Source organism: Pseudomonas sp. E6002, assembly GCF_013385565.1.
Taxonomy (GTDB): domain Bacteria; phylum Pseudomonadota; class Gammaproteobacteria; order Pseudomonadales; family Pseudomonadaceae; genus Aquipseudomonas.
On record NZ_JACAPT010000009.1, the window covers coordinates 79,352 to 103,207 of the forward strand.

Here is a 23,856-nt window from a genome sequence, read left to right on the forward strand (position 1 = left end):
GTGGGGTCGGTTTTACAGACCCCGAGTGTAACCGAACAACTTTTGTGACACATAGGGTCTGCTTGTGACCAACAAGTATTTTACGGTCACTAAAGCGCAAACAGCTCCGCCGGCAGACTCATCAGGCACTCACTGCCCGCCTCCACCGCCGCCCGGTGCGCGGCCGTGCGCGGTAGCAGGCGCTTGAAGTAGAACTCGCAGGTCGCCAGCTTGCCTTGGGCGTAATCGGCATCACCGCTACCGCTGTCCAACTGCTCTTGTGCCACCAGCGCCATGCGCAGCCATAAGTAGGCAAGGATGATGTAGCCGCTGTACATCAGGTAATCCAGGGCTGCAGCGCCGACTTCATCCGGGTTTTTCATGGCTGCCATGCCTACCTTGACCGTCAGCTCACCCCACTGCTGATTCAACTGGTTGAGCTGAGCCACATGGGCCTTGAGTTGCGGATGTTCGGCGTTGGCCGCGCAGAACTTGTGGACGATTTTGGTAAAGCCGCGCAGCAGCTTGCCCTGGCTGCCGAGCACCTTGCGCCCGAGCAAATCCAGGGCCTGGATGCCGTTGGTCCCTTCATAGATCGGCGCAATCCGGCAATCGCGAACCAGTTGCTCCATGCCCCATTCACGAATGAAGCCATGGCCACCGAACACCTGCATGCCGTGGTTGGTCACCTCCAGCCCGGTTTCGGTCATGAACGCCTTGCAGATCGGCGTAAGGAAGGCCAACAGGTCTTCGGCTTCCTGGCGTTGCCCCTCGTCGCCACTCAGGTGTGCGGTATCGAGCAACTGTGCCGAGAAGTAGGTCAATGCGCGGTTGCCTTCATTGAAGGCTTTCATGGTCAGCAACATGCGCCGCACATCCGGGTGGACGATGATCGGATCAGCGGCTTTTTCGGGTGCCTTGGCGCCGGTCAGCGAGCGCATCTGCAAGCGGTCGTTGGCGTACTTGATCGCACCCTGGAAGCTCGCTTCCCCCAGGCAAAGGCCCTGCATGCCGGTGCCCAGGCGCGCATGGTTCATCATGGTGAACATGCAGTTGAGGCCCTTGTTCGCCTCACCGATCAGGAAACCCCGGGCGCCATCGAAGTTCAGCACACAGGTGGCCGACGCCTTGATGCCCATCTTGTGCTCGATGGAGCCGCAACTCATCGTGTTGCGCTCGCCCGAGTCGGCATGGAACTTGGGCACGATAAACAGCGAGATTCCCTTGGTGCCGGCCGGCGCATCCGGCAGCTTGGCCAGCACCAGGTGGATGATGTTGTCACTCATGTCATGCTCGCCGGCCGAGATGAAAATCTTGCTGCCGGTGACTGCATAACTGCCGTCGGCCTGCGGGACGGCGCGGGTCTTGATCAGGCCCAGGTCGGTGCCGCAATGGGCTTCGGTCAGGCACATGGTGCCGGTCCACTGGCCCGCGGTGAGTTTGCTCAGGTAGGTGTTTTTCTGCTCTTCAGTGCCGTGGGCACGGATCGCCGACATCGCACCGTGGGTCAGGCCAGGGTACATGCCCCAGGACGTGTTGCTGGAGGAGATCATCTCCGCGAGCACCAGGCCCAGGGACATTGGCAAGCCCTGCCCGCCGTAGGCCGGGTCAGCCGCCAAACCGTGCCAGCCGCCTTCCACGTACTGCGCGAAGGCTTCCTTGAAGCCCTTGGGCGTGGTCACCACACCGTTGTCGAAATGGCAGCCTTCTTCATCGCCGGAGCGGTTCAACGGCGCCAGGACGTTTTCGCAGAACTTCGCACCTTCCTCGAGGATCGCGCCGACCATGTCCGGACTGGCATCGCTTGCACCCAGCGCGGCGTAGTGGCCGTGGAAGTCAAAGACGTGATCGATCAGAAAGCGCATGTCGCGCAGGGGAGCTTTATAGTCAGGCATGGCAATGTCTCCGGCAGCAGATGCCTTCAACCTACTGCCGCACGGCCCACCGGACAATCACTGTAGGGCCGCTGAATACACCACCATCACTCAACCGGCAGCGCTGTCCATGCGGACCGCGCCGCGGCGGGTCTGCCCCGCAGCGACCACGCAGTTACGCCCCGCGCCCTTGGCGTTGTACAGCGCCTGGTCGGCGGATTTGAGCACTTCTTCAGGGCTGCGCTGCTCGGCCTGGCGTTCGGCCACGCCGATGCTGACGGTCACCGACACGCTGGAAGCGCCATTGCCCACACGACGCTGGCGCCCCTGCTGGTCGTCGTGGGGACGGTCCGGGTTACGCAGTTTGATGTCGTAGTTGGCGATGATTTCGCGGATCTCTTCCAGGTGCGGCAGGCATTCATCCAGGGTCTTGCCGGCGAATACCACGGCAAATTCCTCACCGCCATAGCGGTAGGCCCGGCCGCCGCCGTTGACCTTGGACAACTTGCTGGCCACCAGGCGCAGTACCTGGTCGCCCACGTCGTGGCCATGGGTATCGTTGAAACGCTTGAAGTGATCGACGTCGCCCATGGCCAGCACATAATTGCGCCCCAGGCGCTGCATGCGCTCATTGAGCGCGCGGCGGCCCGGCAACCCGGTCAGCTCGTCACGGAAGGCCATTTGATAAGCCTCGTGGGCCACCCCGGCAGCGATCATCAGCATCACCTGGCTGCACATGATGTTCAGGGTGAACGGCAGGATGAACGTCTGCGGCAACATCCAGAACAACCCCAGCAACCCTACCAGCTGCGCGGCGTGCAGCGGTCTTGGTTGATACCAGTACTGCGCGGCCAGGGTCACAAAACCAATCAGGAACATCGGATAGGACAGCTGGATCAGGCTCATCCAGCGGCCATGCAAGGCGGGCCAGCGAATTTCAGCCAACCAGCTCAACAAGGCATGGGGAAAACTTTGTTCAAGGGCAAGTGCCACGCTGCCTACCGCAAACAGCACCGCGCAGCGTGCGATGAAGTCGCGAAACAGGTGGGTTTTTTCTTGCCAGACCGCGTAGATGCCGAACAGCAACGGTAACAACAGGCAACACAGATGGAAGACCACGGCCGCGTCGTCCCGCACGCGACCGTTATCGCGGTAGTAATCGGTCTGGGTATCCAGCAGGAAATAGACCACGTACACCGTGATCATCAGGAACAGCTCTCGCTGGCGCCGGTAGACCGCGCAGTACGAGCCGCCCAGCAGCAGCACGAGGGTCGGCAGCACATTGAACAGTGAAGTGAAGAACACATTGAGATCCTTCACATACGCAGCCGAGAGCCCCGCCAGCAGTAAAAGCAGTGAAGGTAAAAAATGACTGAAACGTACAGCAGACGCGCGCGACAAGGGTAAAGCTCCGACCCACAAAAAAGATGGCACAGTGCCTTCACTGATCACAGTTAAGCACATTCAATGTGATGCGTATCACATTGCCATCACTGTAACGGCCGCTCGGAGCAATCCCTGAGTGCGGTACTGTGGTTTTTTATCGCGCAAAAAAAACCGCCGCTCCCGAAGGAGCGGCGGCTTTTGAAGCGAACTGGCCGAGGCTTAGTAGCCCAGGTCGAAGTTCTCTTCTTTCATGTCCATCAGGTTGTTGGCGCCCGACAGCATGGTTGCAACGTGGGTGCGGGTACGCGGCAGGATGCGCTGGAAGTAGAAACGCGCAGTCTGCAGCTTGGCGGTGTAGAAGCCTTCTTCGCTGGTGCCGGCAGCCAGTTTCTCGGCGGCCAGGCGGGCCATGTCGGCCCAGAAGTAAGCCAGGCAGGCATAACCGGAGTACATCAGGTAATCCACCGAAGCGGCACCGACTTCTTCGCGGTCTTTCATGGCCGCCATGCCGACCTTCATGGTCAACTCGCCCCACTCTTTGTTCAGTGCCGCCAGCGGTGCAATGAATTCTTGTACCGCTTCGTTGCCTTCGTTGGCCTGGCAGAACTTGTGGACGATCTTGGTGAAGCCCTTCAGCGCTTCGCCCTGGGTCATCAGCACTTTACGGCCCAGCAGGTCGAGGGCCTGGATGCCGGTGGTGCCTTCGTACAGCATCGAAATGCGGCTGTCGCGAACGTTCTGCTCCATGCCCCACTCGGCGATGAAGCCGTGGCCGCCGTAGATTTGCACGCCGTGGTTGGCGGATTCAAAACCGACTTCGGTCATGAACGCCTTGGCGATCGGGGTCATGAAGGCCAGCAGTGCGTCAGCCTGTTTCTTGGCTTCGTCGTCGGTGCCGTACTTGACCACGTCAACCTGCTTGGCGGTGAAGTACACCATCGCGCGGTTGCCTTCGGCGAAGGCTTTCATGGTCAGCAGCATGCGGCGCACGTCAGGGTGCACGATGATCGGGTCAGCGGCCTTGTCCGGCGCTTTCGGGCCAGTCAGGGAGCGCATTTGCAGGCGGTCGCGAGCGTATTTGAGGCCGCCCTGGAAGCCGATTTCAGCGTGGGACAGGCCTTGCAGCGCGGTGCCCAGGCGAGCGGTGTTCATAAAGGTGAACATGCAGTTCAGGCCTTTGTTCGCCGGGCCGATCAGGAAACCGGTGGCCGCGTCGAAGTTCATCACGCAGGTGGCGTTGCCGTGGATACCCATCTTGTGTTCCAGGGAACCACAGGACACCGCGTTGCGTTCGCCAATCGAACCGTCGGCGTTCGGTACGAACTTGGGAACGATGAACAGCGAAATGCCTTTGGTGCCAGCCGGTGCGTCCGGCAGGCGAGCCAGCACGATGTGGACGATGTTGTCGGCCATGTCGTGTTCGCCGGCCGAGATGAAGATCTTGGTACCGGAAACCTTGTAGGAACCATCAGCCTGAGGCTCGGCCTTGGTGCGCAGCATGCCCAGGTCGGTGCCGCAGTGCGGTTCGGTCAGGCACATGGTGCCGGTCCACTCGCCCGACACCAGTTTGGTCAGGTAAGCCTCTTGCTGCTCGGGAGTGCCGTGCTCGGAAATGGTGTTCATCGCGCCATGGGACAGGCCCGGGTACATGCCCCACGACCAGTTGGCCTCGCCGACCATTTCGCTGACCGCCAGGCCCAGGGATTCCGGCAGGCCCTGGCCACCGTGCGCCACGTCGTGGGCCAGGCTTGGCCAGCCGCCTTCAACGAACTGTTTGTAGGCTTCTTTGAAACCGGTAGGGGTCTTAACGCCTGACTCGCTCCAGGTGCAACCTTCGATATCACCCACGCGGTTCAGCGGTGCCAGTACCTGCTCACAGAACTTGGCGCCTTCTTCGAGAATGGCGTCAACCATGTCCGGGGTAGCGTCCTGGCAAGCCGGCAGGCTCTGATAGTGCGCTTCATAGCCAAGCAGTTCGTCACGAACGAAGCGAATATCACGCAAGGGGGCCTTGTAGTCAGGCATAGCGATAAACCTCTGCTGATGTATCTGGGATGAACAACCGCATGGATGTGTTGTGGCGGTCAAACAGTTGTTTGAAACATACGTTTACGACCAATCCTTGTCAAGCGTCGCGCAAACGCCGTTTGTCATGACGCAGGTCAACGTCAGGCACGGCAAGGCCTGCAGCGAAATGCCGCATGACGATTCAGGGGGAAAAAGATTATTGAGCGGTGAAGATCAGTGTGGGAGCTGGCTTGCCTGCGATGCGGGCGCCGCGGTGTATCAGGAGGATCGAGGTGACGCTATCGCAGGCAAGCCAGCTCCCACAGAGAAGCCAGCTCGCACGATAAGAGGGGGGGGTTATGCGTAAGTATCGATCAAGGTGCCGAGCATTTCGTCGGAAGCCTTGGCGACTTTGGCGCCCAGTTCAACCTGGAACTTGCCTTGGGCCATCTCGACCATGTTGCTCGCCGAGTTGCTGGCCTGATTGGCGTCTACCGAACGCAAACGATCATTTTGCGCGTCCGAAGGCTGGGAAGTGGCGGCGCTGGCAATCTTGCCGGCGGCCTGGTCGACACGGTTCTGCCCGGTCTGAATCGCGCTCAGTCCCGAGTAAAACGCACTGCTACCAGAGATTTCCATGGCGTGAACCTGCCTATAAGAGAATCGTGAACTGTTATTGAAGCAGACCTACCGGCAAAACGCCCGTCAAAAACACTAATGGCATAATGCCTTCGCGATAGGCAAAACTAGTCAAGCAGGTCCAGTTGCAAGTACGCGGCGACCGCTTCGGCGCTGGGATGCTTGAGCTTGGGCACCCTTCCCAGGCATGGCGCGGGGAGTCGTTCAGCCAGGGTCGCGAGGTTTTCTTCCAGACGAGAGGTCTTGGGGTCGATGATATTGGCCACCCAGCCCGCCAGCGGCAACCCGTCCCGGGCGATGGCTTCTGCGGTCAACAACGCGTGGCTGATACACCCCAGCCGCACACCCACCACCAAGATCACCGGCAGCTTCAGCGCCTGGGCCAGGTCCGACAAATTGTCCTGGTCCGCCAATGGCACACGCCAGCCGCCCGCACCTTCGATCAAGGTGAAGTCCGCCTGCTTGGCGAGAACGTGCTGCATGGGTTTCAACAACGACTGCACCGTCAGCGCCACGCCGGCTTCACGGGCCGCCAGATGCGGCGCGATGGCCGGCTCGAAGGCCACCGGGTTGACCTCGGCATAACTCAACGGCAACGAACACTCGGCCAGCAACGCCAGGGCGTCCGAATTGCGCAGGCCCTTGGGCGTCAGCTGGCACCCAGAGGCTACCGGCTTGCCCGCCGCCGTACTTTTGCCGGCTTGCCGCGCGGCATGCAGCAGGCCGGCAGCGACGGTGGTCTTGCCGACGTCGGTGTCGGTCCCCGTGATGAAGTAAGCGGCATTCATAGAGGTTTCTCCAGGACGGCGTACACCACTTGATAAGTTGCCGGCAGGCCCTGGGCCTGGCGGAACTGCTCGTAGGCTTGCACCAGTGCAACAATCCGCGCCCGGCCCGTCAACCCTCCTGGGCGCCCCGGGTTCAGATTGTGCGCACCCAACGCTTTCAGTTCGTGGGTCAGGCTGCGCACGTCGGGGTAATGCAACACGTGGGGACACTGCTCCAGGCTGCGCACCCGCAAACCACTGGCTGCGCACAGTTGCTCATAAGCACTGAACGGCCGGAAGCGGTTCACATGAACCATGCCATCCGCTGCGCGCCAGCTTTCGCGCAACTCATCCAGCGTACCCACGCAGAGGCTGGCAAACGCCAGCACGCCGCCGGGCTGCAATACGCGCCGCGCTTCGCTGAGCACTGCGGCAAAATCCGAGCACCACTGCACCGCCAAACTGGAGTAGATCAGCCCGCAACTGGCGTCCTGCAAGGGCAAGCGCTCGGCATCGCCAGCGATGAAATGTTGTGCACCGCCCAGCGGCCGGGCGTGTTTGAGCATGCCCTCGGCGATATCCAGGGCCAAACCCTGGCTACCCGCAAATGACTGGCCCAGCACACGACTGAAATAACCCGTGCCGCAGCCCAGGTCCAGCCAGAGTTGTGGAGAAAGACCTTCGGGCAAACGCCGCAACAGCTCGCTGCCCACCGCACGCTGCAAATCGGCAACGCTGTCGTAACTGGCGGCTGCGCGGGAAAAGGAGGCCGCTACCTGGCGCTTGTCTGGCAAGCCGCCGGGCAACACATGGGACAAATCAGTCATCACCGCACTCATGCAAAAAAGCCTGGATGGCCCCCGCCACACCGTGGGGGTCCTCCAGTAGAAAAGCGTGACCGGCCTGTTCAATCAGGCCGATTTCAACGTCAGGCAACAAGGCGAACAACTCACTGGCCACTTCAGCCGGAACCAGCCCGTCCAGCCCGGCAAACAGATGCAACTGCGGCCCTTGAAAGTCGACCAGCGCCTGGCGGGTGTCCAATCGGCCCAACAGCTCCAGACCACTGAGCAAGGTCTGCGCGGAGGTTTTAGGGGCACCCGCCAGCAATAGCCGAGCAAGTGATCGGGGATCGCTGGAGCCCCGGGCGCAAAGCAGACTGAAGCGTTTTAACGTCGCAACCGGATCAAGGCGGCAACCGTTAAGAAACGCAATAAAATCCTCTTCGTGCATGCCATGGTCCCAGCGGGGCCAGGCCACGAAGCTTGCGTTGCTGGCAAAGGTGAGCAAACCGCAACAATGATCACCGCGCCGGGCGGCCAACTCGGCAGCAAGCATGCCGCCGAGGGACCAACCACCCAGCCAGACGTCTTGGGGCAAGGTCGAATCCAGCTCATCGAGCCACTCTTGAAGGTCGTCCGACTCCACGTCCGGCAACGGTTCGATCTGCACCTGCAAGTGTTCATCCAGCCCCTGCAACGCCGCCGCCAGCGGTTCCAGCGGCGAAACGCCGAGGCCCCAGCCAGGCAGCAATATCAGTCGATCACGCATGGTCGGGCTCCTGGCCTAACAAGCGGAAACACTCTTCCAATGCGCTTAACAATAGCTGCACCTGGGCGTTGCTGTGGGCCGCCGTCAGGGTCACCCGCAGGCGAGCGCTACCGGCAGGCACGGTCGGTGGCCGAATCGCCGTCACCATCAGCCCGCGCTCGCGCAGCATCTGCGACAAACGCACCGCGCGGGCACTGTCGCCAATCATGATCGGCTGGATCGGCGTGAAACTGTCCATCAGTTCCAGGCCAATCTGCTCGGCGCCCTGGCGGAACTGGCGGATCAGCCCATTGAGATGCTCACGGCGCCAATGCTCGGTGCGCAGCAATTCCAGGCTTTTCAGCGTGGCGCAGGCCAATGCCGGCGGTTGGCTGGTGGTGTAGATATACGGGCGGGCGAACTGGATCAGGCTTTCGATCAGCTCTTCGCTGCCCGCCACAAAGGCGCCAGCGCTACCGAAGGCCTTGCCGAGCGTGCCGACCAGCACCGGCACATCTTCCTGGCTCAAGCCAAAATGCTCGACGATCCCGCCACCGTTGGCACCCAAAGGCCCGAAGCCATGGGCGTCATCCACCATCAACCATGCGCCCCTGGCCCGGGTTTCACGGGCCAGCGCCGGCAAGTCGGCCAGGTCACCGTCCATGCTGAACACGCCGTCGGTCACCACCAGCGTATTGCCGGTGGCTTTCTCCAGGCGCTTGGCCAGGCTTTCAGCATCGTTGTGCAGGTAACGATTGAAGCGCGCACCCGAGAGCAAACCGGCATCCAGCAACGAGGCGTGGTTAAGGCGGTCTTCCAGCACCGTATCGCCCTGCCCCACCAGCGCGGTGACGGCGCCAAGGTTGGCCATGTAACCGGTGGTGAACAGCAGCGCCCGCGGGCGACCGGTGAGGTCGGCCAGGGCCTCTTCCAGTTCATGGTGCGGCGTGCTGTGGCCGATCACCAGATGCGAAGCGCCGCCACCCACGCCCCAGCGAGCCGCGCCCGCGCGCCAGGCTTCAATCACTTGCGGGTGATTGGCCAGGCCCAGGTAATCGTTGTTGCAGAACGCCAGCAACGGCTGGCCGTCGACCACCACGTCAGGGCCTTGCGGGCTCTGCAGCAGTGGACGTTGGCGATACAGGTGTTCGGCACGACGAGCCGCAAGACGCGCGGCGAGATCGAAAGACATGAGACCTCGGTAGATCAGGGTGAACGCGGTCAAAAATGTGGGAGCGGGCTTGCTCGCGAAAGCAGTGGATCAGTCAGCTTATGTATTGGCTGACACACCGCCTTCGCGAGCAAGCCCGCTCCCACATTTGGGTGGCATCCCAAAGTGGACTTATCAAACAGCCGCGTTGTAAAACTGCTCGCTGCTCTTCTGCTCCACCAGCGCCTGCTCGATCGCCGCCTGGTGCACTTCATCGGCGTGCTCTTCACGAGCTTCCGGCAAGATGCCCAGGCGCGAGAACAGTTGCATGTCCTTGTCCGCCTGCGGGTTGGCAGTGGTCAGCAGCTTGTCGCCGTAGAAAATCGAGTTGGCGCCAGCAAAGAATGCCAGGGCCTGCATCTGCTCGTTCATCGCCTCACGCCCGGCCGACAGCCGCACATGGGACTGCGGCATCAGGATGCGCGCCACCGCCAGCATGCGGATGAAGTCGAACGGGTCGATGTCGTCGGCGTTCTCCAGCGGCGTGCCGGCAACTTTCACCAGCATGTTGATCGGCACCGATTCCGGATGCTCCGGCAGGTTGGCCAACTGGATCAGCAGGTTGGCGCGATCGTCCAGGGACTCGCCCATGCCGAGGATGCCGCCGGAGCAGATCTTCATCCCCGAATCACGCACGTACGCCAGGGTTTGCAGGCGCTCGCCGTAGGTGCGGGTGGTGATGATCGAACCGTAGAACTCCGGCGACGTGTCGAGGTTGTGGTTGTAGTAATCGAGGCCGGCCTGGGCCAGGGCTTCGGTCTGGTCCTGGTCGAGACGGCCGAGGGTCATGCAGGTTTCCAGGCCCATAGCTTTCACGCCTTTGACCATCTCCAGCACGTAGGGCATGTCTTTGGCTGACGGATGCTTCCAGGCGGCGCCCATGCAGAAACGGGTCGAACCGATGGCCTTGGCGCGAGCGGCCTCTTCGAGGACCTTCTGCACTTCCATCAGCTTCTCTTTTTCCAGGCCGGTGTTGTAGTGGCCCGACTGCGGACAATATTTGCAATCTTCCGGGCAGGCGCCGGTCTTGATCGACAGCAGCGTGGAAACCTGGACGCGGTTGGCGTCGAAATGCGCGCGGTGCACGGTCTGCGCCTGGAACAACAGGTCGTTGAAGGGCTGCACGAACAGCGCTTTGACTTCGGCTAAAGACCAATCGTGACGCAGGTTGGCAGTGATGCTGGCGCTCATGGGCGATTCCTTGATTATGCTTTGGCAAGCCCTGTGGGAGTAATACCCACAGGTACGACACGGATGCTCGGCATATTTAAGGAAGATTCATGCACTGTCAACTTGATAACAAACACGAGGTTTACATCTGGTTAAAAAGCAACCAAACCTGTTTAGTCTGCGATGAAAGCAGCGGAACGGCCGATCCCGTCTGCAGCGCCTGCGAAACCGAGCTGCCCTGGCTGATGGAACATTGTGAGGTGTGCGCACTGCCGTTGCCGGCGACTGGCCTGGTGTGCGGCCAGTGCTTGAAGCAACCTGCGGCGTTCAAGCAGGTTGTCGCGCCGTGGACCTACAGCTTCCCCATCGACAGCCTGATCAGCCGTTTCAAGCATCAGGCCCGCTGGCCGCTGGGGCATCTGCTTGCGCACCTGTTGGGACAATTCCTGCAACACCGCTATGAAGATGCCGCGCTGGCTCGCCCCGACTGCCTGCTGCCCGTGCCCCTGGCCCGCAAACGCCTGCGGGAACGGGGGTTCAACCAGGCGGCGATGCTCGCCCGCTGGCTGAGTGAGGACTTGAACATCCCCTGGGATGAGCACCTGCTGTCACGGCCGCGTGAAACCGTGGCGCAGCAAGACCTGGACGCCAGGACCCGCAAGCGTAACCTGCACCAGGCCTTCGCCCTGGCCGACGGCGCGCAAGTCAAAGGCCGGCACTTGGCGCTGATCGACGACGTACTGACCACCGGCGCCACCGCCAGCAGTCTCGCCCGCCTGTTGATGGATGCCGGCGCCCGACAGGTGGATGTGTATTGCCTGGCCCGTACGCCCAAGCCCGGCACATGACTTGACTCGCGGGCGCCCTGCCCGCAACGTCAGCCCATTCCATCGAAGCGTGTAACCATGTCCCTGCCAACCCTCTTGAGCCAACACATCGTCCGTCGCCCGCAGCGCATTGCACTGCTGCAACATATTGCCGAACAAGGCTCCATCACCCGCGCCGCAAAGAGTGCGGGGCTGAGCTACAAGGCGGCCTGGGACGCCATCGACGAACTGAACAACCTGGCGCAAAAGCCGCTGGTGGAACGCAGCGTTGGCGGCAAGGGCGGTGGCGGCGCCAGGTTGACGGCCGAGGGTGAGCGGGTATTACGCCTTTACCAACGCCTGCAGGTGCTGCAAGCCCAGGTGCTGGATTGTGCCGAAGACGCCAGCGACTTCAACCTGCTGGGCCGCCTGATGCTGCGCACCAGCGCACGTAACCAGTTGCACGGCCGGGTGATCGCCATCGACAGCCACGGCCGCAATGACCTGATTCGCCTGGAGCTGGCAGCCGGGCTGCGCCTGGATGCGCAGATCACCCACGACAGTACCTTGCGCCTGGAGCTGGAGATCGGCACCGAAGTCGTCGCCCTGATCAAGGCCGGCTGGCTTGAAGTACTGGCCGTCACGCAGGCAGCAACACCTGGACACAATTGCCTGGAAGGAAAAATCGACGCCATTCTCGATGCCGAAGACGGCCCCAGCGAGGTGCGGATCACCTTGCCCAACGGCCAGGTTCTCTGCGCCCTGGCCCGGCCCGACGCGCTTGCGCAGATCCATGCCGCCGAAGGCCTGCAGGTGAAGGTGCAGTTCTCCCCCAGCAACGTGCTGCTGGGCACTCCGGTGTAGCGCTTCAAACTGCAACAATTTCGTCACGACTGCTCCCTAAGGTGGCTGCAAAAACCCGCAGGGAGCCTGAAATGAGCCTATTAGAAGAAAACCAAGCCACCGACCTGGAACAGATGGTCGGCCTCAGCCGCCGGCGTTTTATCGGCGCCGGCGCCCTGTGCGGTGCCGCGATGTTCCTCGGCGGCAACCTGCTGACCCGCAGCGCCCTGGCGGTCAACGCCGCGTCGAACAGCCCGCTTCTGGGCTTCGCCAGCATCGCCTCGGCCACCAGCGACACCATCACCCTGCCGCCCGGCTACAGCGCCTCGGTACTGATCAGCTGGGGCCAGCCGCTGCACAAGAACGCGCCGGCCTTCGACCCCAGCGGCAACGGCACGGCCAAGGCCCAGGAACAGCAGTTCGGCGACAACAACGACGGCATGAGCCTGTTCGCCTTCCCCGGTGACGACAACCGCGCGCTGATGGCGATCAACAACGAATACACCAACTACCGCTACCTCTACGCCCACGGCGGCGCGCCGCAGTCGGCCGAAGACGTGCGCAAGGCGTTGGCCAGCGAAGGGGTGTCGGTGATCGAAGTGCGGCGCAAGGGCGACACCTGGCAGTTCGTCCAGGACTCGCGCTACAACCGGCGCATCCACGGCAACTCGCCAATCCGCTTCGGTGGCCCTGCGGCGGGCCATGCCTGGCTGAAAACCAGCGCCGACAAAACCGGCAAAAAAGTCCTCGGCACCTTCCAGAACTGCGCCAACGGCAAGACCCCGTGGGGCACGTATCTCACCTGCGAAGAGAACTTCACCGACTGCTTCGGCAGCAGCAACCCGCAACAGACCTTCGACGCCGGGCAGAAACGCTATGGCGTGGTGGCCGCCAGCAAAGACATCAACTGGCACCCCCACGACCCGCGCTTCGATATGGCCAAGAATCCCAACGAACTCAACCGCCATGGCTGGGTGGTGGAAATTGACCCGTTCGACCCGCAATCCACACCGGTCAAGCGCACCGCCCTCGGCCGCTTCAAGCATGAAAATGCTGCGCTGGCGGAAACCCGCGACGGCCGCGCCGTGGTGTACATGGGCGACGACGAGCGCGGCGAGTTCATCTACAAGTTCATCAGCCGCGACAAGATCAATCACAAGAATCCCAAGGCCAACAAGGACCTGCTGGACCACGGCACCTTGTACGTGGCGATCTTCGACGCGGGCGACGGCAATGCCGACCATCCCAAGGGCCAGGGCCAATGGGTCGAGCTGACCTACGGCAAGAACGGCATCGACGCCAACAGCGGTTTTGCCAGCCAGGCCGAAGTGCTGATCCACGCGCGCCTGGCCGCCAGCGTGGTGAAAGCCACCCGCATGGACCGCCCGGAATGGATCGTGGTCAGCCCCACCGACGGCCAGGTGTATTGCACCCTGACCAACAACGCCAAGCGCGGCGAAGACGGTCAGCCCGTCGGCGGCCCGAACCCGCGGGAGAAAAACGTCTACGGGCAGATCCTGCGCTGGAAGGCCAACGCCAATGACCATGGCGCGCCGGACTTCAGCTGGGACCTGTTTGTGGTGGCCGGCAACCCGGCGGTGCATGCCGGCACGCCAAAGGGCGGCTCATCCAACATCAACCCGCAGAACATGTTCAACAGCCCGGACGGCCTGGGCTTCGACAAGGCCGGGCGGTTGTGGATCCTCACCGATGGCGACTACAGCAACGGCGGCGACTTTGCCGGGATGGGCAATAACCAGATGCTGTGTGCCGACCCGTCGACCGGTGAAATTCGGCGGTTCATGGTGGGGCCGGTGGCCTGTGAAGTGACCGGGATCAGCTTCTCGCCGGACCAGAAAACCCTGTTTGTGGGGATTCAGCATCCGGGGGAAACCGGTGGCTCCACCTGGCCGGAGCATCTGTCAAATGGCAAGCCACGGTCCTCGGTGATGGCGATTCGTCGGGATGATGGCGGGATCGTCGGCACCTGATAAGGCCTCTTCGCGAGCAAGCCCGCTCCCACACTTGACCGCATTCCAAAGCCAGGACTCGGTTTAATGTGGGAGCGGCGGTGCGACGATTCGACTTGCTCGCGAAGGCGTCAGAACAGTCACCACCTATCTCGACCCCGGTGCGTTACCATACCCGGCCGGACGCGGCGCCCTGCTGCGCGCAGGAGTTCGCATGGCACACCCGTTTGAAACACTGACCCCTGACCTGGTGCTCGACGCAGTCGAAAGCATCGGTTTCCTCAGCGACGCCCGCATCCTCGCGCTCAACAGCTACGAAAACCGTGTCTACCAGGTCGGCATCGAAGACTCCGAGCCCTTGATCGCCAAGTTCTATCGGCCGCAACGCTGGACCAACGAAGCGATCCTCGAAGAACACAGCTTCACCTTCGAACTGGCCGAGTGCGAAGTGCCGGTGGTGGCGCCGATGATTCACAACGGTGAAAGCCTGTTCGAGCACGCGGGTTTTCGCTTCACCCTGTTCCCGCGCCGTGGCGGACGCGCACCGGAGCCGGGCAACCTCGACCAGTTGTATCGCCTCGGCCAATTGCTCGGCCGCCTGCATGCGGTCGGTTCCACCCGCCCCTTCGAACACCGCGAAGCCCTGGGCGTGAAGAACTTCGGTCACGACTCTTTGAACACCCTGCTGGAAGGCAACTTCATTCCTCGCAGCCTGCTGCCAGCCTACGAGTCCGTGGCCCGCGACCTGCTCAAGCGTGTGGAGGAGGTCTACAAGGCCACGCCCCACAAGAACATCCGCATGCACGGCGATTGCCACCCCGGCAACATGATGTGCCGCGACGAGATGTTCCATATCGTCGACCTCGATGACTGCCGCATGGGCCCCGCCGTTCAGGACCTGTGGATGATGCTCGCCGGTGATCGTCAGGAATGCCTGGGGCAACTGTCGGAATTGATGGACGGCTACCAGGAATTCCACGACTTCGACCCGCGCGAACTGGCCCTGATCGAACCCCTGCGTGCCCTGCGCCTGATGCACTACAGCGCCTGGCTTGCACGGCGCTGGGACGACCCGGCGTTCCCCCACAGCTTTCCCTGGTTTGGCAGCGAACGTTACTGGGGCGACCAGGTGCTGGCGTTGCGCGAGCAGTTGTCGGCGCTCAATGAAGAACCCTTGAAACTGTTCTAACGCACACCACAATCCCCTGTAGGAGCTGGCTTGCCGGCGATGCAAGCGCCTCGGTGTATCAGTGGAACCGAGGTGAAGCCATCGCCGGCAAGCCAGCGCCTACAGAAAAGCACATCCCACTGACTGACAAATATCCTTACAATCGCGGCTTTGTTAGCTGCCTAAGCAAGGATTCTGCATGCAAGCCGCCAACCCCCGTCGCGGGTACATATTGGGCCTGAGCGCCTACGTCATCTGGGGCCTGTTCCCGATCTACTTCAAGGCCATCGCCAGCGTTCCCGCCGCAGAAATCATCGTCAACCGCGTGCTGTGGTCGGCGCTGTTCGGCAGTCTGCTGCTGATAGTCTGGAAACACCCGGGCTGGCTCCGAGAACTGCGGGACAACCCCAGGCGCCTGGCGATCCTGGCCCTGAGCGGCACCTTGATCGCGGCCAACTGGCTGACCTATGTGTGGTCGGTGAACAGTGGCCGCATGCTGGAGGCCAGCCTGGGTTACTACATCAACCCGCTGGTGAACGTGCTGCTGGGCATGGTGATCCTCGGCGAGCGCCTGCGCCGCCTGCAATGGGTGGCCGTGGGCCTGGCAGCGGTAGGTGTGGCGCAACAGGTATGGCAAGTCGGCAGCCTGCCGTGGGTATCCCTGGTCCTGGCGGCGACCTTTGGTTTCTACGGGTTGATCCGCAAGCAGGCGCCGGTCAAGGCATTGCCCGGGCTGGTGGTGGAAACCTGGATGCTGGTGCCGATTGCCATCGCATGGTTGCTGTTCAACCCCTCGGCCCACAGCGCACAGATGGAATTCTGGAGCACCTCCGAAGCGTGGTGGCTGGTGGCCGCAGGCCCGGTGACGCTGATCCCGCTGGTGTGTTTCAACGCCGCCGCACGGCATTTGCCCTACACCGCCCTGGGCTTCCTGCAATACGTGGCGCCCACCCTGGTGCTGCTGGAAGCCGTGCTGTTGTTCAACGAACACCTGGCACCCGCCACGCTGATCGCCTTCTGCTTTATCTGGGCCGGCCTGGTGGTTTACAGCATCGACGCCTGGATGACTGTGCGGAAAAACTGATCAAATAACGTACAAACCTCTGCAAGCCACAGCCGGTGTGGCTTGCAGGCATTCACCCCAAGGTTATCCACAGCCTGGTCCCCGGCGTTTGTGCACAAGCCCTTGAAACTGTTCGTTTTTTAGCCAGCCGGCGAAGAGCCACGGCCCGCCTGGGCCGGACGCGGGTCTATACAGGTTATCCACAGGCCCATGCAAGATTTCCATGCATAACCTTGTGGGCAACTATTCCTCGCTGCGTAGTTCCAGTTCCACCATCAAGTCGTCGGCCAGGGTTTCCAGCGCCGCCTGCAAGGTTTCCAGCGGCAGCGTCAACGGCACCGCCAGCAGGGCTTCGGCGTGGAACAGCAGGTCGCTGCTCATGGGCGCCGGGCGCACGTCGGTGATCAAGCGCTCCAGGTTGACGCCCTGCTTGCTGAGCAGCGCGGTGATGTCGCGAACAATCCCCGGCCGGTCGTTACCGACCAGTTCCATCGCGATGGGTTGCGACTCGCTGGGGGCGAGCGAACTGCTTTCGCCCAGCAGCACGCGAATGCCGTGGGTGGACAAGTCTTCCAGCGCGCCAATCAAGTCCAGCCGATTTTCCGCCGGCACGCTCACCCGCAAAATCCCGGCAAACTGCCCGGCCATGTGCGCCATGCGGCTTTCCAGCCAGTTGCCGCCATGGGCGGCGATGCATTGGGCGATGCGTTCGACCACACCGGGTTTGTCCGGGGCGATGACAGTCAGTACGAGATGGTCCATGGTGTCGTCCTCTTCTTATGAAAATCAGGTAGGAACCAGGCGTTCCCCTCGTACCTACCAAGGTGGACTCAGGTAGCCACGAAAACAAATCGTGTACCATTTTTATATTTATATGGAACAATCCAATAGTTTTTTGAGAACATCCCGTACCCCACTGTGACCGTACGACCAAAGTGGGTCGCTAAACGACGTATTTAGTCTAATTTTCACAACCGCAACTCATCATGTAGTATGCCCAATCGCGCACTACATAACGTTAGGTCGATGTCTGCCAAGGCAACTACGCACCGCGACGCAGCCCGCCCAGCCGCCTTCTACGGCATGTACTGGTGCAGCGTGTTCACGGTTTACATGGCCAGAGGCTTCATTGGTAAATTGAAAAGCTGAAAAGCGCATAAGCTCCGCAGAGTGAGGCAAGCAATGACTGAACACGTTCAAGTCGGTGGCCTGCAGGTCGCCAAAGTCCTGTTCGACTTCGTGAACAACGAAGCCATTCCTGGTACCGGCATTACCGCCGACCAGTTCTGGGCCGGTGCCGACAAGGTCATCCACGACCTGGCGCCGAAGAACAAAGCCCTACTCGCCAAACGCGACGATTTTCAAGTGCGGATCGACACCTGGCACCAGGCACACGCCGGCCAGGCCCACGACGCGGTGGCCTACAAAGCCTTCCTTCAAGATATCGGATACCTGCTGCCAGAAGCCGCGGATTTCCAGGCCTCGACCCAAAACGTCGATGAAGAAATTGCCCACATGGCCGGCCCGCAACTGGTGGTGCCGGTGATGAACGCCCGTTTCGCCCTCAACGCCTCGAATGCGCGCTGGGGTTCGCTGTATGACGCGCTCTATGGCACCGATGCCATCAGCGAAGCCGACGGCGCCGAGAAAGGCAAAGGCTACAACAAGGTGCGTGGCGACAAGGTCATCGCCTTCGCCCGCGCCTTCCTCGACGAAGCCGCACCACTGGCTGCCGGCAGCCACGTGGATTCCACCGGCTACAAGATCGTCGACGGCAAGCTCGTGGTCAGCCTCAAGGGCGGCAGCAACAGCGGCCTGCGCAGCGATGCCCAGTTGATCGGCTACCAGGGCGACGCAGCCAAGCCGACTGCCATCCTGCTGAAGCACAACGGCCTGCACTTCGAAATCCAGGTCGACGCCAGCACCCCGGTCGGCCAGACCGACGCCGCCGGCGTGAAAGACGTGCTGATGGAAGCCGCCCTGACCACCATCATGGACTGCGAAGACTCCGTCGCCGCCGTCGATGCCGATGACAAGGTGGTGATCTACCGCAACTGGCTCGGCCTGATGAAGGGCGACCTGTCGGAAGAAGTCGCCAAGGGTGGCAAGACCTTTACCCGCACCATGAACGCCGACCGCGTCTACACCGGTGCCGACGGCAAGGAAGTGACCCTGCACGGTCGTTCGCTGCTGTTCGTGCGTAACGTTGGCCACTTGATGACCATCGACGCGATCCTCGACAAGGATGGCAACGAAGTGCCGGAAGGCATTCTCGACGGCCTGCTCACCAGCCTGTCGGCGATCCACAGCCTTAACGGCAACACCCGCCGCAAGAACAGCCGCACCGGTTCGGTGTACATCGTTAAACCGAAAATGCACGGCCCCGAAGAAGCTGCGTTCACCAACGAGCTGTTCGGTCGCATCGAAGACGTGCTGAAGCTGCCGCGCAACACCCTCAAAGTCGGGATCATGGACGAGGAGCGCCGTACCACGGTCAACCTCAAGGCCTGCATCAAGGCCGCCAGCGAGCGCGTGGTGTTTATCAACACCGGCTTCCTCGACCGTACCGGCGACGAGATCCACACCTCCATGGAAGCCGGCGCGATGGTGCGCAAGGCCGCCATGAAGGCTGAGAAGTGGATCGGCGCCTACGAAAACTGGAACGTGGACATCGGCTTGAGCACCGGCCTGCAAGGCCGCGCACAAATCGGTAAAGGCATGTGGGCGATGCCCGACCTGATGGCCGCCATGCTGGAGCAGAAGATTGCTCACCCGCTGGCCGGCGCCAACACGGCGTGGGTTCCTTCGCCGACGGCGGCTGCGCTGCATGCGCTGCACTACCACAAGGTTGACGTGTTCGCCCGCCAGGCCGAACTGGCCAAGCGCGAACGTGCTTCGGTAGACGATATCCTGACCATTCCCCTGGCCCAGAATACCGATTGGTCCGACGAAGAAATCCGCAACGAGCTGGACAACAACGCCCAGGGCATCCTCGGTTACGTGGTGCGCTGGATCGACCAGGGCGTGGGTTGCTCGAAAGTCCCGGACATCAACGACGTCGGCCTGATGGAAGACCGCGCCACCCTGCGTATCTCCAGCCAGCACATTGCCAACTGGTTGCGCCACGGCATCGTCAATGAAGCCCAGGTGATGGAAAGCCTCAAGCGCATGGCGCCGGTGGTGGACCGTCAGAACGCCGGGGATGCGCTGTACCGTCCGCTGGCTCCGGATTTCGACAGCAACATCGCGTTCCAGGCAGCGGTGGAGTTGGTGATTGAAGGGACCAAGCAACCGAACGGCTATACCGAGCCGGTGTTGCACCGTCGGCGTCGGGAGTTCAAGGCCAAGAATGGTCTGTGAGTAAGCGCTAGAAACGAAAAAGCCCTGACCTATCGATCAGGGCTTTTTTGTTTGGGATGTCAATCGGACTCAACGGTGTAGTTCCCATTAAGCGTGACCGTTCCTCCGTCCGATTCAAACGTTACGTTTGTAAGTTTCCCGATGTGCTTGAAGGTAGTACCGGACTCCGGACGATCGACCAGCACAGTGAGGTCACCCAGCACAGGCTGATGGTATGAATGGCCGTCGGCATCGCGGTAGGTGACATTAAGAAGTGGAGCTTTCCGATGATGCGGCCCGGCTTTCAAGTCGCTTCCGTAGTAGATACGAACACTCTCAACTGCACCGTCCAAAGCGCTCCAGGAGAGATAGCCAAAGACGTCTGTAGGCACAAATACATGACTCAAGGTGCCATCTCGCGAAACTTCAATACGAGCATCACCACTGCTTAAAGTCTTGGCCTTGTGCAGTTCTTTCTCATCGATATTGAATTTTTCAGTACTCATGATGAACTCCTGTCCACAAATTGATTAGGTGCAGGCCTGCGACCCACCCCCTCCTAATCAGTAAACATGCGAAGTTCGATACTTTCCTACTGTCAGAATTGACAGTTCTTCGCGAAATCAGACCAATGGCACCGTCTAGGACGCCATCCCCAACTCCCGCTTCACCATCTTCGCCAGCTTCACGCTATCAATCGGCTTGAGCAAAAAGTCCACCACGCTCAAGTGCATCGCATCAATCACATCCGGCGCTTCGGCGTCACCCGACATGATGATGATCGGCAGCGCCGCCCGGGTGGATTCGCGCACCTGGCGAATCAATTGCAGCCCGTTGCTCGGCGTCATGCGCAGGTCGGTGATCAGCAAGCCGATGGAGCTGCTGGAACTCAACAAGTCCCATGCAGCCTCGCCGCTGTCGGCGGTCATGCAACGAATGCCGTCCAGGCCAAGAATTTCTGCCAACAGTTCGCGCGCGTCCTTGTCGTCATCCACGATCAAAACCCGTTGTGGCGGCAAATCCGGCTCCTGCATAACAGCACTCAGGGCCTCGCGCTCGGCATCACTCAAAATATCGTGGTCGGACATACGTTTCTCGGCAGTTCTATTCAATCTCCCAGCACAGAAGTCAGACATCGCCGGAAGGGCGAACAATGTGCACTTCGTCGGAAAGTTTGCCTAGTGGGCGTTCTACGGGGTTTGGACGATATTCATGTAAGGTTTTTCCCTAGTCGTGGAAGGCATAACGCTACCTAGACTTACGTCCAATGGGCACCCGCAGCGCAGGAGTCGACCATGGGGCACGATAACGACAAAAAAACTGCGGTCATAGGTATGAGTAAAGCTGATGCTTTCACACAAGCGGGGAAAACCGCTGTGTTGCAGAACATCCACGGCACCCTGCAATTCCTGCAACGCTTCCCGCCGTTCAACCAAATGGAAAACGCCCACCTGGGATTTCTGGTAGAGCAGTGTCAATTGCGCTTCTACGGCCCCGGCGAGAGCATCCTCAAGCCCTCGGGCGGGCCGGTGGAACACTTCTATATCGTCAAGCAGGGGCGCGTAGTCGGCGAGCGGCCGGACTCGACAGAAACCACCTTTGAAATCACCACCGGTGAATGTTTTCCGCTGGCGGCGCTGCTGGGGGAGCGGGCCACCCGTACCGAGCACAAAGCCGCCGAAGACACCTTCTGCCTGCAACTGAACAAGCCGGCCTTTATCAAGCTGTTCGCCCTTTCCAGCGCGTTTCGCGACTTTGCCTTGCGCGGCGTGAGCAGCTTGCTGGACCAGGTCAACCAGCAAGTCCAGCAAAAGGCCGTGGAAACCCTCGGCACCCAATATTCGCTGAACACCCGCCTGGGCGAATTGGCCATGCGTCACCCGGTCACCTGCAGCCCGCTGACGCCGCTGCGTGAAGCGGTCACGCAAATGCACGAGCAACAAGTGGGCAGCATTGTGATCGTGGATGAGCACAAGGCGCCCCTGGGGATTTTCACCCTGCGGGACCTGCGCCAGGTGGTGGCCGACGGCACCAGTGATTTCAACCAGGGCATCGAGCGCCATATGACCCAGGCGCCGTTTTTCCTCACGCCGGACCACAGCGCCTTCGACGCGGCGATTGCGATGACCGAGCGGCATATCGCCCACGTGTGCCTGGTCAAGGATCAGCGCCTGTGTGGCGTGGTGTCCGAGCGTGACCTGTTTTCCCTGCAGCGGGTTGACCTGGTGCACCTGGCGCGCACCATCCGCAATGCGCCCAGGGTCGAAAACCTGGTGGCGATTCGTGGCGAAATCGGCCAGTTGGTGGAGCGCATGCTCGCCCACGGCGCGTCGTCTACGCAGATCACCCACATCATCACCTTGCTCAACGATCACACGGTGTGCCGTGTCATCGAGTTGACCCTGGCCGACAAGGGCGACCCGGGCGTGCCATTCAGCTGGCTGTGTTTCGGCAGCGAGGGCCGCCGCGAGCAGACGCTGTATACCGACCAGGACAACGGCATCCTGTTCGAAGCCCGGGACGCCGCCGAAGCCGCCGAGATTCGCGGGCGCCTGCTGCCGCTGGCACAACAGATCAACCAGAGCCTGGCGCTGTGCGGCTTCAGCCTGTGCAAGGGCAATATCATGGCCGGCAACCCGGAGCTGTGCCTGTCCCGGGCGGAATGGGCGCGGCGCTTTGCCGGGTTTATCCGTGAGGCGACGCCGGAGAATCTGCTGGGTTCGAGCATCTATTTTGATTTGCGGGTGGTGTGGGGCGATGAGCAAGGGTGCGAGCAACTGCGCCAGGGCATTCTCGACCAGGTGGCAGACAACCGCTTGTTCCAACGCATGCTGGCCGAGAACGCGTTGCGCCAGCGCCCGCCGGTAGGGCGCTTCCGGGATTTTGTGTTGACGCGCAAAGGCGCCGACAAGGCAACCCTCGACCTCAAGGTGCAAGGCCTCACGCCATTTGTCGACGGTGCCCGTCTGCTGGCATTGGCCAACGGCATCAGCGCCATCAACACCCTGGAGCGCTTGCGCCAACTGGTGGCCAGGGAAGTCATCGAACGCCTTGATGGCGCCGCCTATGAAGAGGCCTATCACTTCATCCAGCAAACCCGCATGCAACAACACCAACTGCAAACCCGCGAGAACCTGCCCTACTCCAACCGCGTCGATCCCGACAGCCTCAACCACCTCGACCGGCGCATCCTGCGCGAATCCCTGCGCCAGGCCCAACGCCTGCAAGGCAGCCTGACGTTGCGGTATCAGCTGTGAACTGGTTTGGCTGGTTGCGCAAACCCAAACCTGGCCTGGATGCGGCACAACAACGGCGCGTCGAACAATTGCCCACACCTGGGGAGCTGGGGGACGGATCGCTGCGGGCCCAACGCTGGGTGGTGGTGGACCTGGAAACCAGCGGCCTGAACCTCAATCGCGACCAGGTGCTTTCCATTGGCGCCGTGGTGATCGAGGACGGCGCAGTGGACTTCTCGCAATTGTTCGAGCGCACCCTGCACCGGGCCGAGACCAAGCTCAGCCCCAGCGTGCTGATCCATGGCCTGGGGCCCAGCGCCATTGCAGCGGGCAGTGACCCGGCAGAAGCGCTGATGGACTTCATGGAGTTTGTCGGCGACAGCCCGCTGCTGGCGTTTCATGCGCCCTTCGATCAACACATGCTGTGCCGGGCACTCAAGGACAGCCTGGGCTATCGCTTGAACCACCCGTTCCTGGACGTGGCCGACATCGCCCCGCTGCTGTGCCCCGACGCCAACATCCGCGAAGCCGGGCTGGATGACTGGATCACGCATTTCAAGCTGCAAGTGGGCGAGCGTCACCATGCCAGTGCGGATGCGCTGGCAACGGCGGAACTGATGCTGATTTTGTTCAGCCGTGCACGGCAGCAGCAGATCGACAGCCCGCACGCGTTACAACAGCGCCTGGGCCAATGGAAACGCCGCAAGCAAGCCCCCTCATTCTAATGGTGGCGAGGGAGCTTGCTCCCGCTGGGGTGCGAAGCGCCCCCAAATCAGCCAACCCATTTCCAACTGAATAAATGCACTGCCTGGATTACGACTGCTGCGCAGCCGAGCGGGAGCAAGGTCCCTCGCCACAGTAAGCGGCAT

Annotated in this window: 20 protein-coding genes; 8 read left to right on the forward strand and 12 right to left on the reverse strand. The window is 61.4% G+C overall.

Going from position 1 to position 23,856, the window contains the following annotated elements; all coding sequences use genetic code 11:
- Positions 1 to 89: 89 nt before the first annotated feature.
- From HX815_RS06640 to bioB, 9 genes are all read right to left on the reverse strand, one after another.
- Positions 90 to 1,874 carry an acyl-CoA dehydrogenase C-terminal domain-containing protein gene (locus tag HX815_RS06640; protein ID WP_177008814.1) on the reverse strand — a complete coding sequence of 595 codons (1,785 nt, stop codon included), beginning with the start codon at positions 1,872 to 1,874 and terminating at the stop codon, positions 90 to 92.
- Between the two features lie 90 nt (positions 1,875 to 1,964).
- Entirely contained in the window at positions 1,965 to 3,254 is a 1,290-nt protein-coding gene (locus HX815_RS06645) for a diguanylate cyclase (RefSeq protein ID WP_177027977.1), read from the reverse strand.
- Between the two features lie 204 nt (positions 3,255 to 3,458).
- Positions 3,459 to 5,264, reverse strand: a complete 1,806-nt coding sequence (locus tag HX815_RS06650; protein ID WP_177027978.1) for a phenylacyl-CoA dehydrogenase — start codon at positions 5,262 to 5,264, stop codon at positions 3,459 to 3,461.
- A 339-nt stretch (positions 5,265 to 5,603) separates the two neighbouring features.
- Positions 5,604 to 5,885, reverse strand: coding sequence for a hypothetical protein (locus HX815_RS06655; RefSeq protein ID WP_008434375.1), 282 nt, complete (start codon positions 5,883 to 5,885; stop codon positions 5,604 to 5,606).
- Positions 5,886 to 5,992: 107 nt separating this feature from the next.
- Positions 5,993 to 6,673, reverse strand: a complete 681-nt coding sequence (gene bioD / locus HX815_RS06660) for a dethiobiotin synthase (RefSeq protein ID WP_008434374.1) — start codon at positions 6,671 to 6,673, stop codon at positions 5,993 to 5,995.
- Complete coding sequence (gene bioC / locus HX815_RS06665) at positions 6,670 to 7,479, reverse strand: malonyl-ACP O-methyltransferase BioC (protein ID WP_177027979.1); 810 nt, start codon at positions 7,477 to 7,479, stop codon at positions 6,670 to 6,672. Before bioC ends, bioD begins: the two co-directional genes overlap by 4 nt.
- Positions 7,472 to 8,203 carry an alpha/beta fold hydrolase gene (locus HX815_RS06670; protein ID WP_177027980.1) on the reverse strand — a complete coding sequence of 244 codons (732 nt, stop codon included), beginning with the start codon at positions 8,201 to 8,203 and terminating at the stop codon, positions 7,472 to 7,474. Before HX815_RS06670 ends, bioC begins: the two co-directional genes overlap by 8 nt.
- Complete coding sequence (bioF, locus tag HX815_RS06675) at positions 8,196 to 9,374, reverse strand: 8-amino-7-oxononanoate synthase (RefSeq protein WP_177027981.1); 1,179 nt, start codon at positions 9,372 to 9,374, stop codon at positions 8,196 to 8,198. Before bioF ends, HX815_RS06670 begins: the two co-directional genes overlap by 8 nt.
- A gap of 153 nt (positions 9,375 to 9,527) precedes the next feature.
- Entirely contained in the window at positions 9,528 to 10,583 is a 1,056-nt protein-coding gene (gene bioB / locus HX815_RS06680) for a biotin synthase BioB (RefSeq protein ID WP_003211072.1), read from the reverse strand.
- Positions 10,584 to 10,672: 89 nt separating this feature from the next.
- On the opposite strand from bioB, the gene HX815_RS06685 reads away from it, so the two are divergent.
- The 5 genes from HX815_RS06685 (at position 10,673) to rarD (ending at position 16,433) form a co-directional block, all read left to right on the forward strand.
- Positions 10,673 to 11,410, forward strand: coding sequence for a ComF family protein (locus HX815_RS06685; protein ID WP_177027982.1), 738 nt, complete (start codon positions 10,673 to 10,675; stop codon positions 11,408 to 11,410).
- A 57-nt stretch (positions 11,411 to 11,467) separates the two neighbouring features.
- A complete protein-coding gene (locus HX815_RS06690) occupies positions 11,468 to 12,232 on the forward strand; it encodes a TOBE domain-containing protein (protein WP_134327426.1) in 765 nt (254 codons plus the stop codon).
- A 71-nt stretch (positions 12,233 to 12,303) separates the two neighbouring features.
- Complete coding sequence (locus HX815_RS06695; RefSeq protein ID WP_177027983.1) at positions 12,304 to 14,202, forward strand: PhoX family phosphatase; 1,899 nt, start codon at positions 12,304 to 12,306, stop codon at positions 14,200 to 14,202.
- Between the two features lie 193 nt (positions 14,203 to 14,395).
- The gene (locus HX815_RS06700; RefSeq protein WP_003211077.1) at positions 14,396 to 15,370 is read left to right on the forward strand and encodes a serine/threonine protein kinase; all 975 of its coding nucleotides are present in this window, start codon (positions 14,396 to 14,398) and stop codon (positions 15,368 to 15,370) included.
- Between the two features lie 178 nt (positions 15,371 to 15,548).
- Positions 15,549 to 16,433: an EamA family transporter RarD gene (rarD, locus tag HX815_RS06705; RefSeq protein ID WP_003211079.1), complete on the forward strand. Its 885-nt coding sequence runs from the start codon at positions 15,549 to 15,551 to the stop codon at positions 16,431 to 16,433.
- A 222-nt stretch (positions 16,434 to 16,655) separates the two neighbouring features.
- Here the strand turns inward: rarD and HX815_RS06710 are convergent, their stop codons facing one another.
- Positions 16,656 to 17,174 (reverse strand): glycine cleavage system protein R, encoded by a 519-nt coding sequence (locus tag HX815_RS06710; protein ID WP_003211081.1) that lies wholly within the window; start codon positions 17,172 to 17,174, stop codon positions 16,656 to 16,658.
- Positions 17,175 to 17,594: 420 nt separating this feature from the next.
- Here HX815_RS06710 and HX815_RS06715 point away from each other — a divergent pair, with 420 nt between their 5' ends.
- Positions 17,595 to 19,772 carry a malate synthase G gene (locus HX815_RS06715; RefSeq protein ID WP_087694745.1) on the forward strand — a complete coding sequence of 726 codons (2,178 nt, stop codon included), beginning with the start codon at positions 17,595 to 17,597 and terminating at the stop codon, positions 19,770 to 19,772.
- 59 nt (positions 19,773 to 19,831) lie between these two features.
- On the opposite strand, the gene HX815_RS06720 is transcribed toward HX815_RS06715, so the two are convergent.
- Together HX815_RS06720 and HX815_RS06725 are read right to left on the reverse strand one after the other, a co-directional pair.
- Positions 19,832 to 20,257, reverse strand: a complete 426-nt coding sequence (locus HX815_RS06720; RefSeq protein ID WP_087694746.1) for a hypothetical protein — start codon at positions 20,255 to 20,257, stop codon at positions 19,832 to 19,834.
- 135 nt (positions 20,258 to 20,392) lie between these two features.
- Complete coding sequence (locus tag HX815_RS06725) at positions 20,393 to 20,839, reverse strand: response regulator (RefSeq protein ID WP_003211086.1); 447 nt, start codon at positions 20,837 to 20,839, stop codon at positions 20,393 to 20,395.
- Between the two features lie 246 nt (positions 20,840 to 21,085).
- Between HX815_RS06725 and HX815_RS06730 the strand changes: the two genes are divergently transcribed.
- Both HX815_RS06730 and HX815_RS06735 read left to right on the forward strand, forming a co-directional pair.
- Complete coding sequence (locus HX815_RS06730; protein ID WP_003211088.1) at positions 21,086 to 23,008, forward strand: putative nucleotidyltransferase substrate binding domain-containing protein; 1,923 nt, start codon at positions 21,086 to 21,088, stop codon at positions 23,006 to 23,008.
- Positions 23,005 to 23,712 (forward strand): PolC-type DNA polymerase III, encoded by a 708-nt coding sequence (locus HX815_RS06735; protein WP_177027984.1) that lies wholly within the window; start codon positions 23,005 to 23,007, stop codon positions 23,710 to 23,712. Before HX815_RS06730 ends, HX815_RS06735 begins: the two co-directional genes overlap by 4 nt.
- Positions 23,713 to 23,856 lie beyond the last annotated feature (144 nt).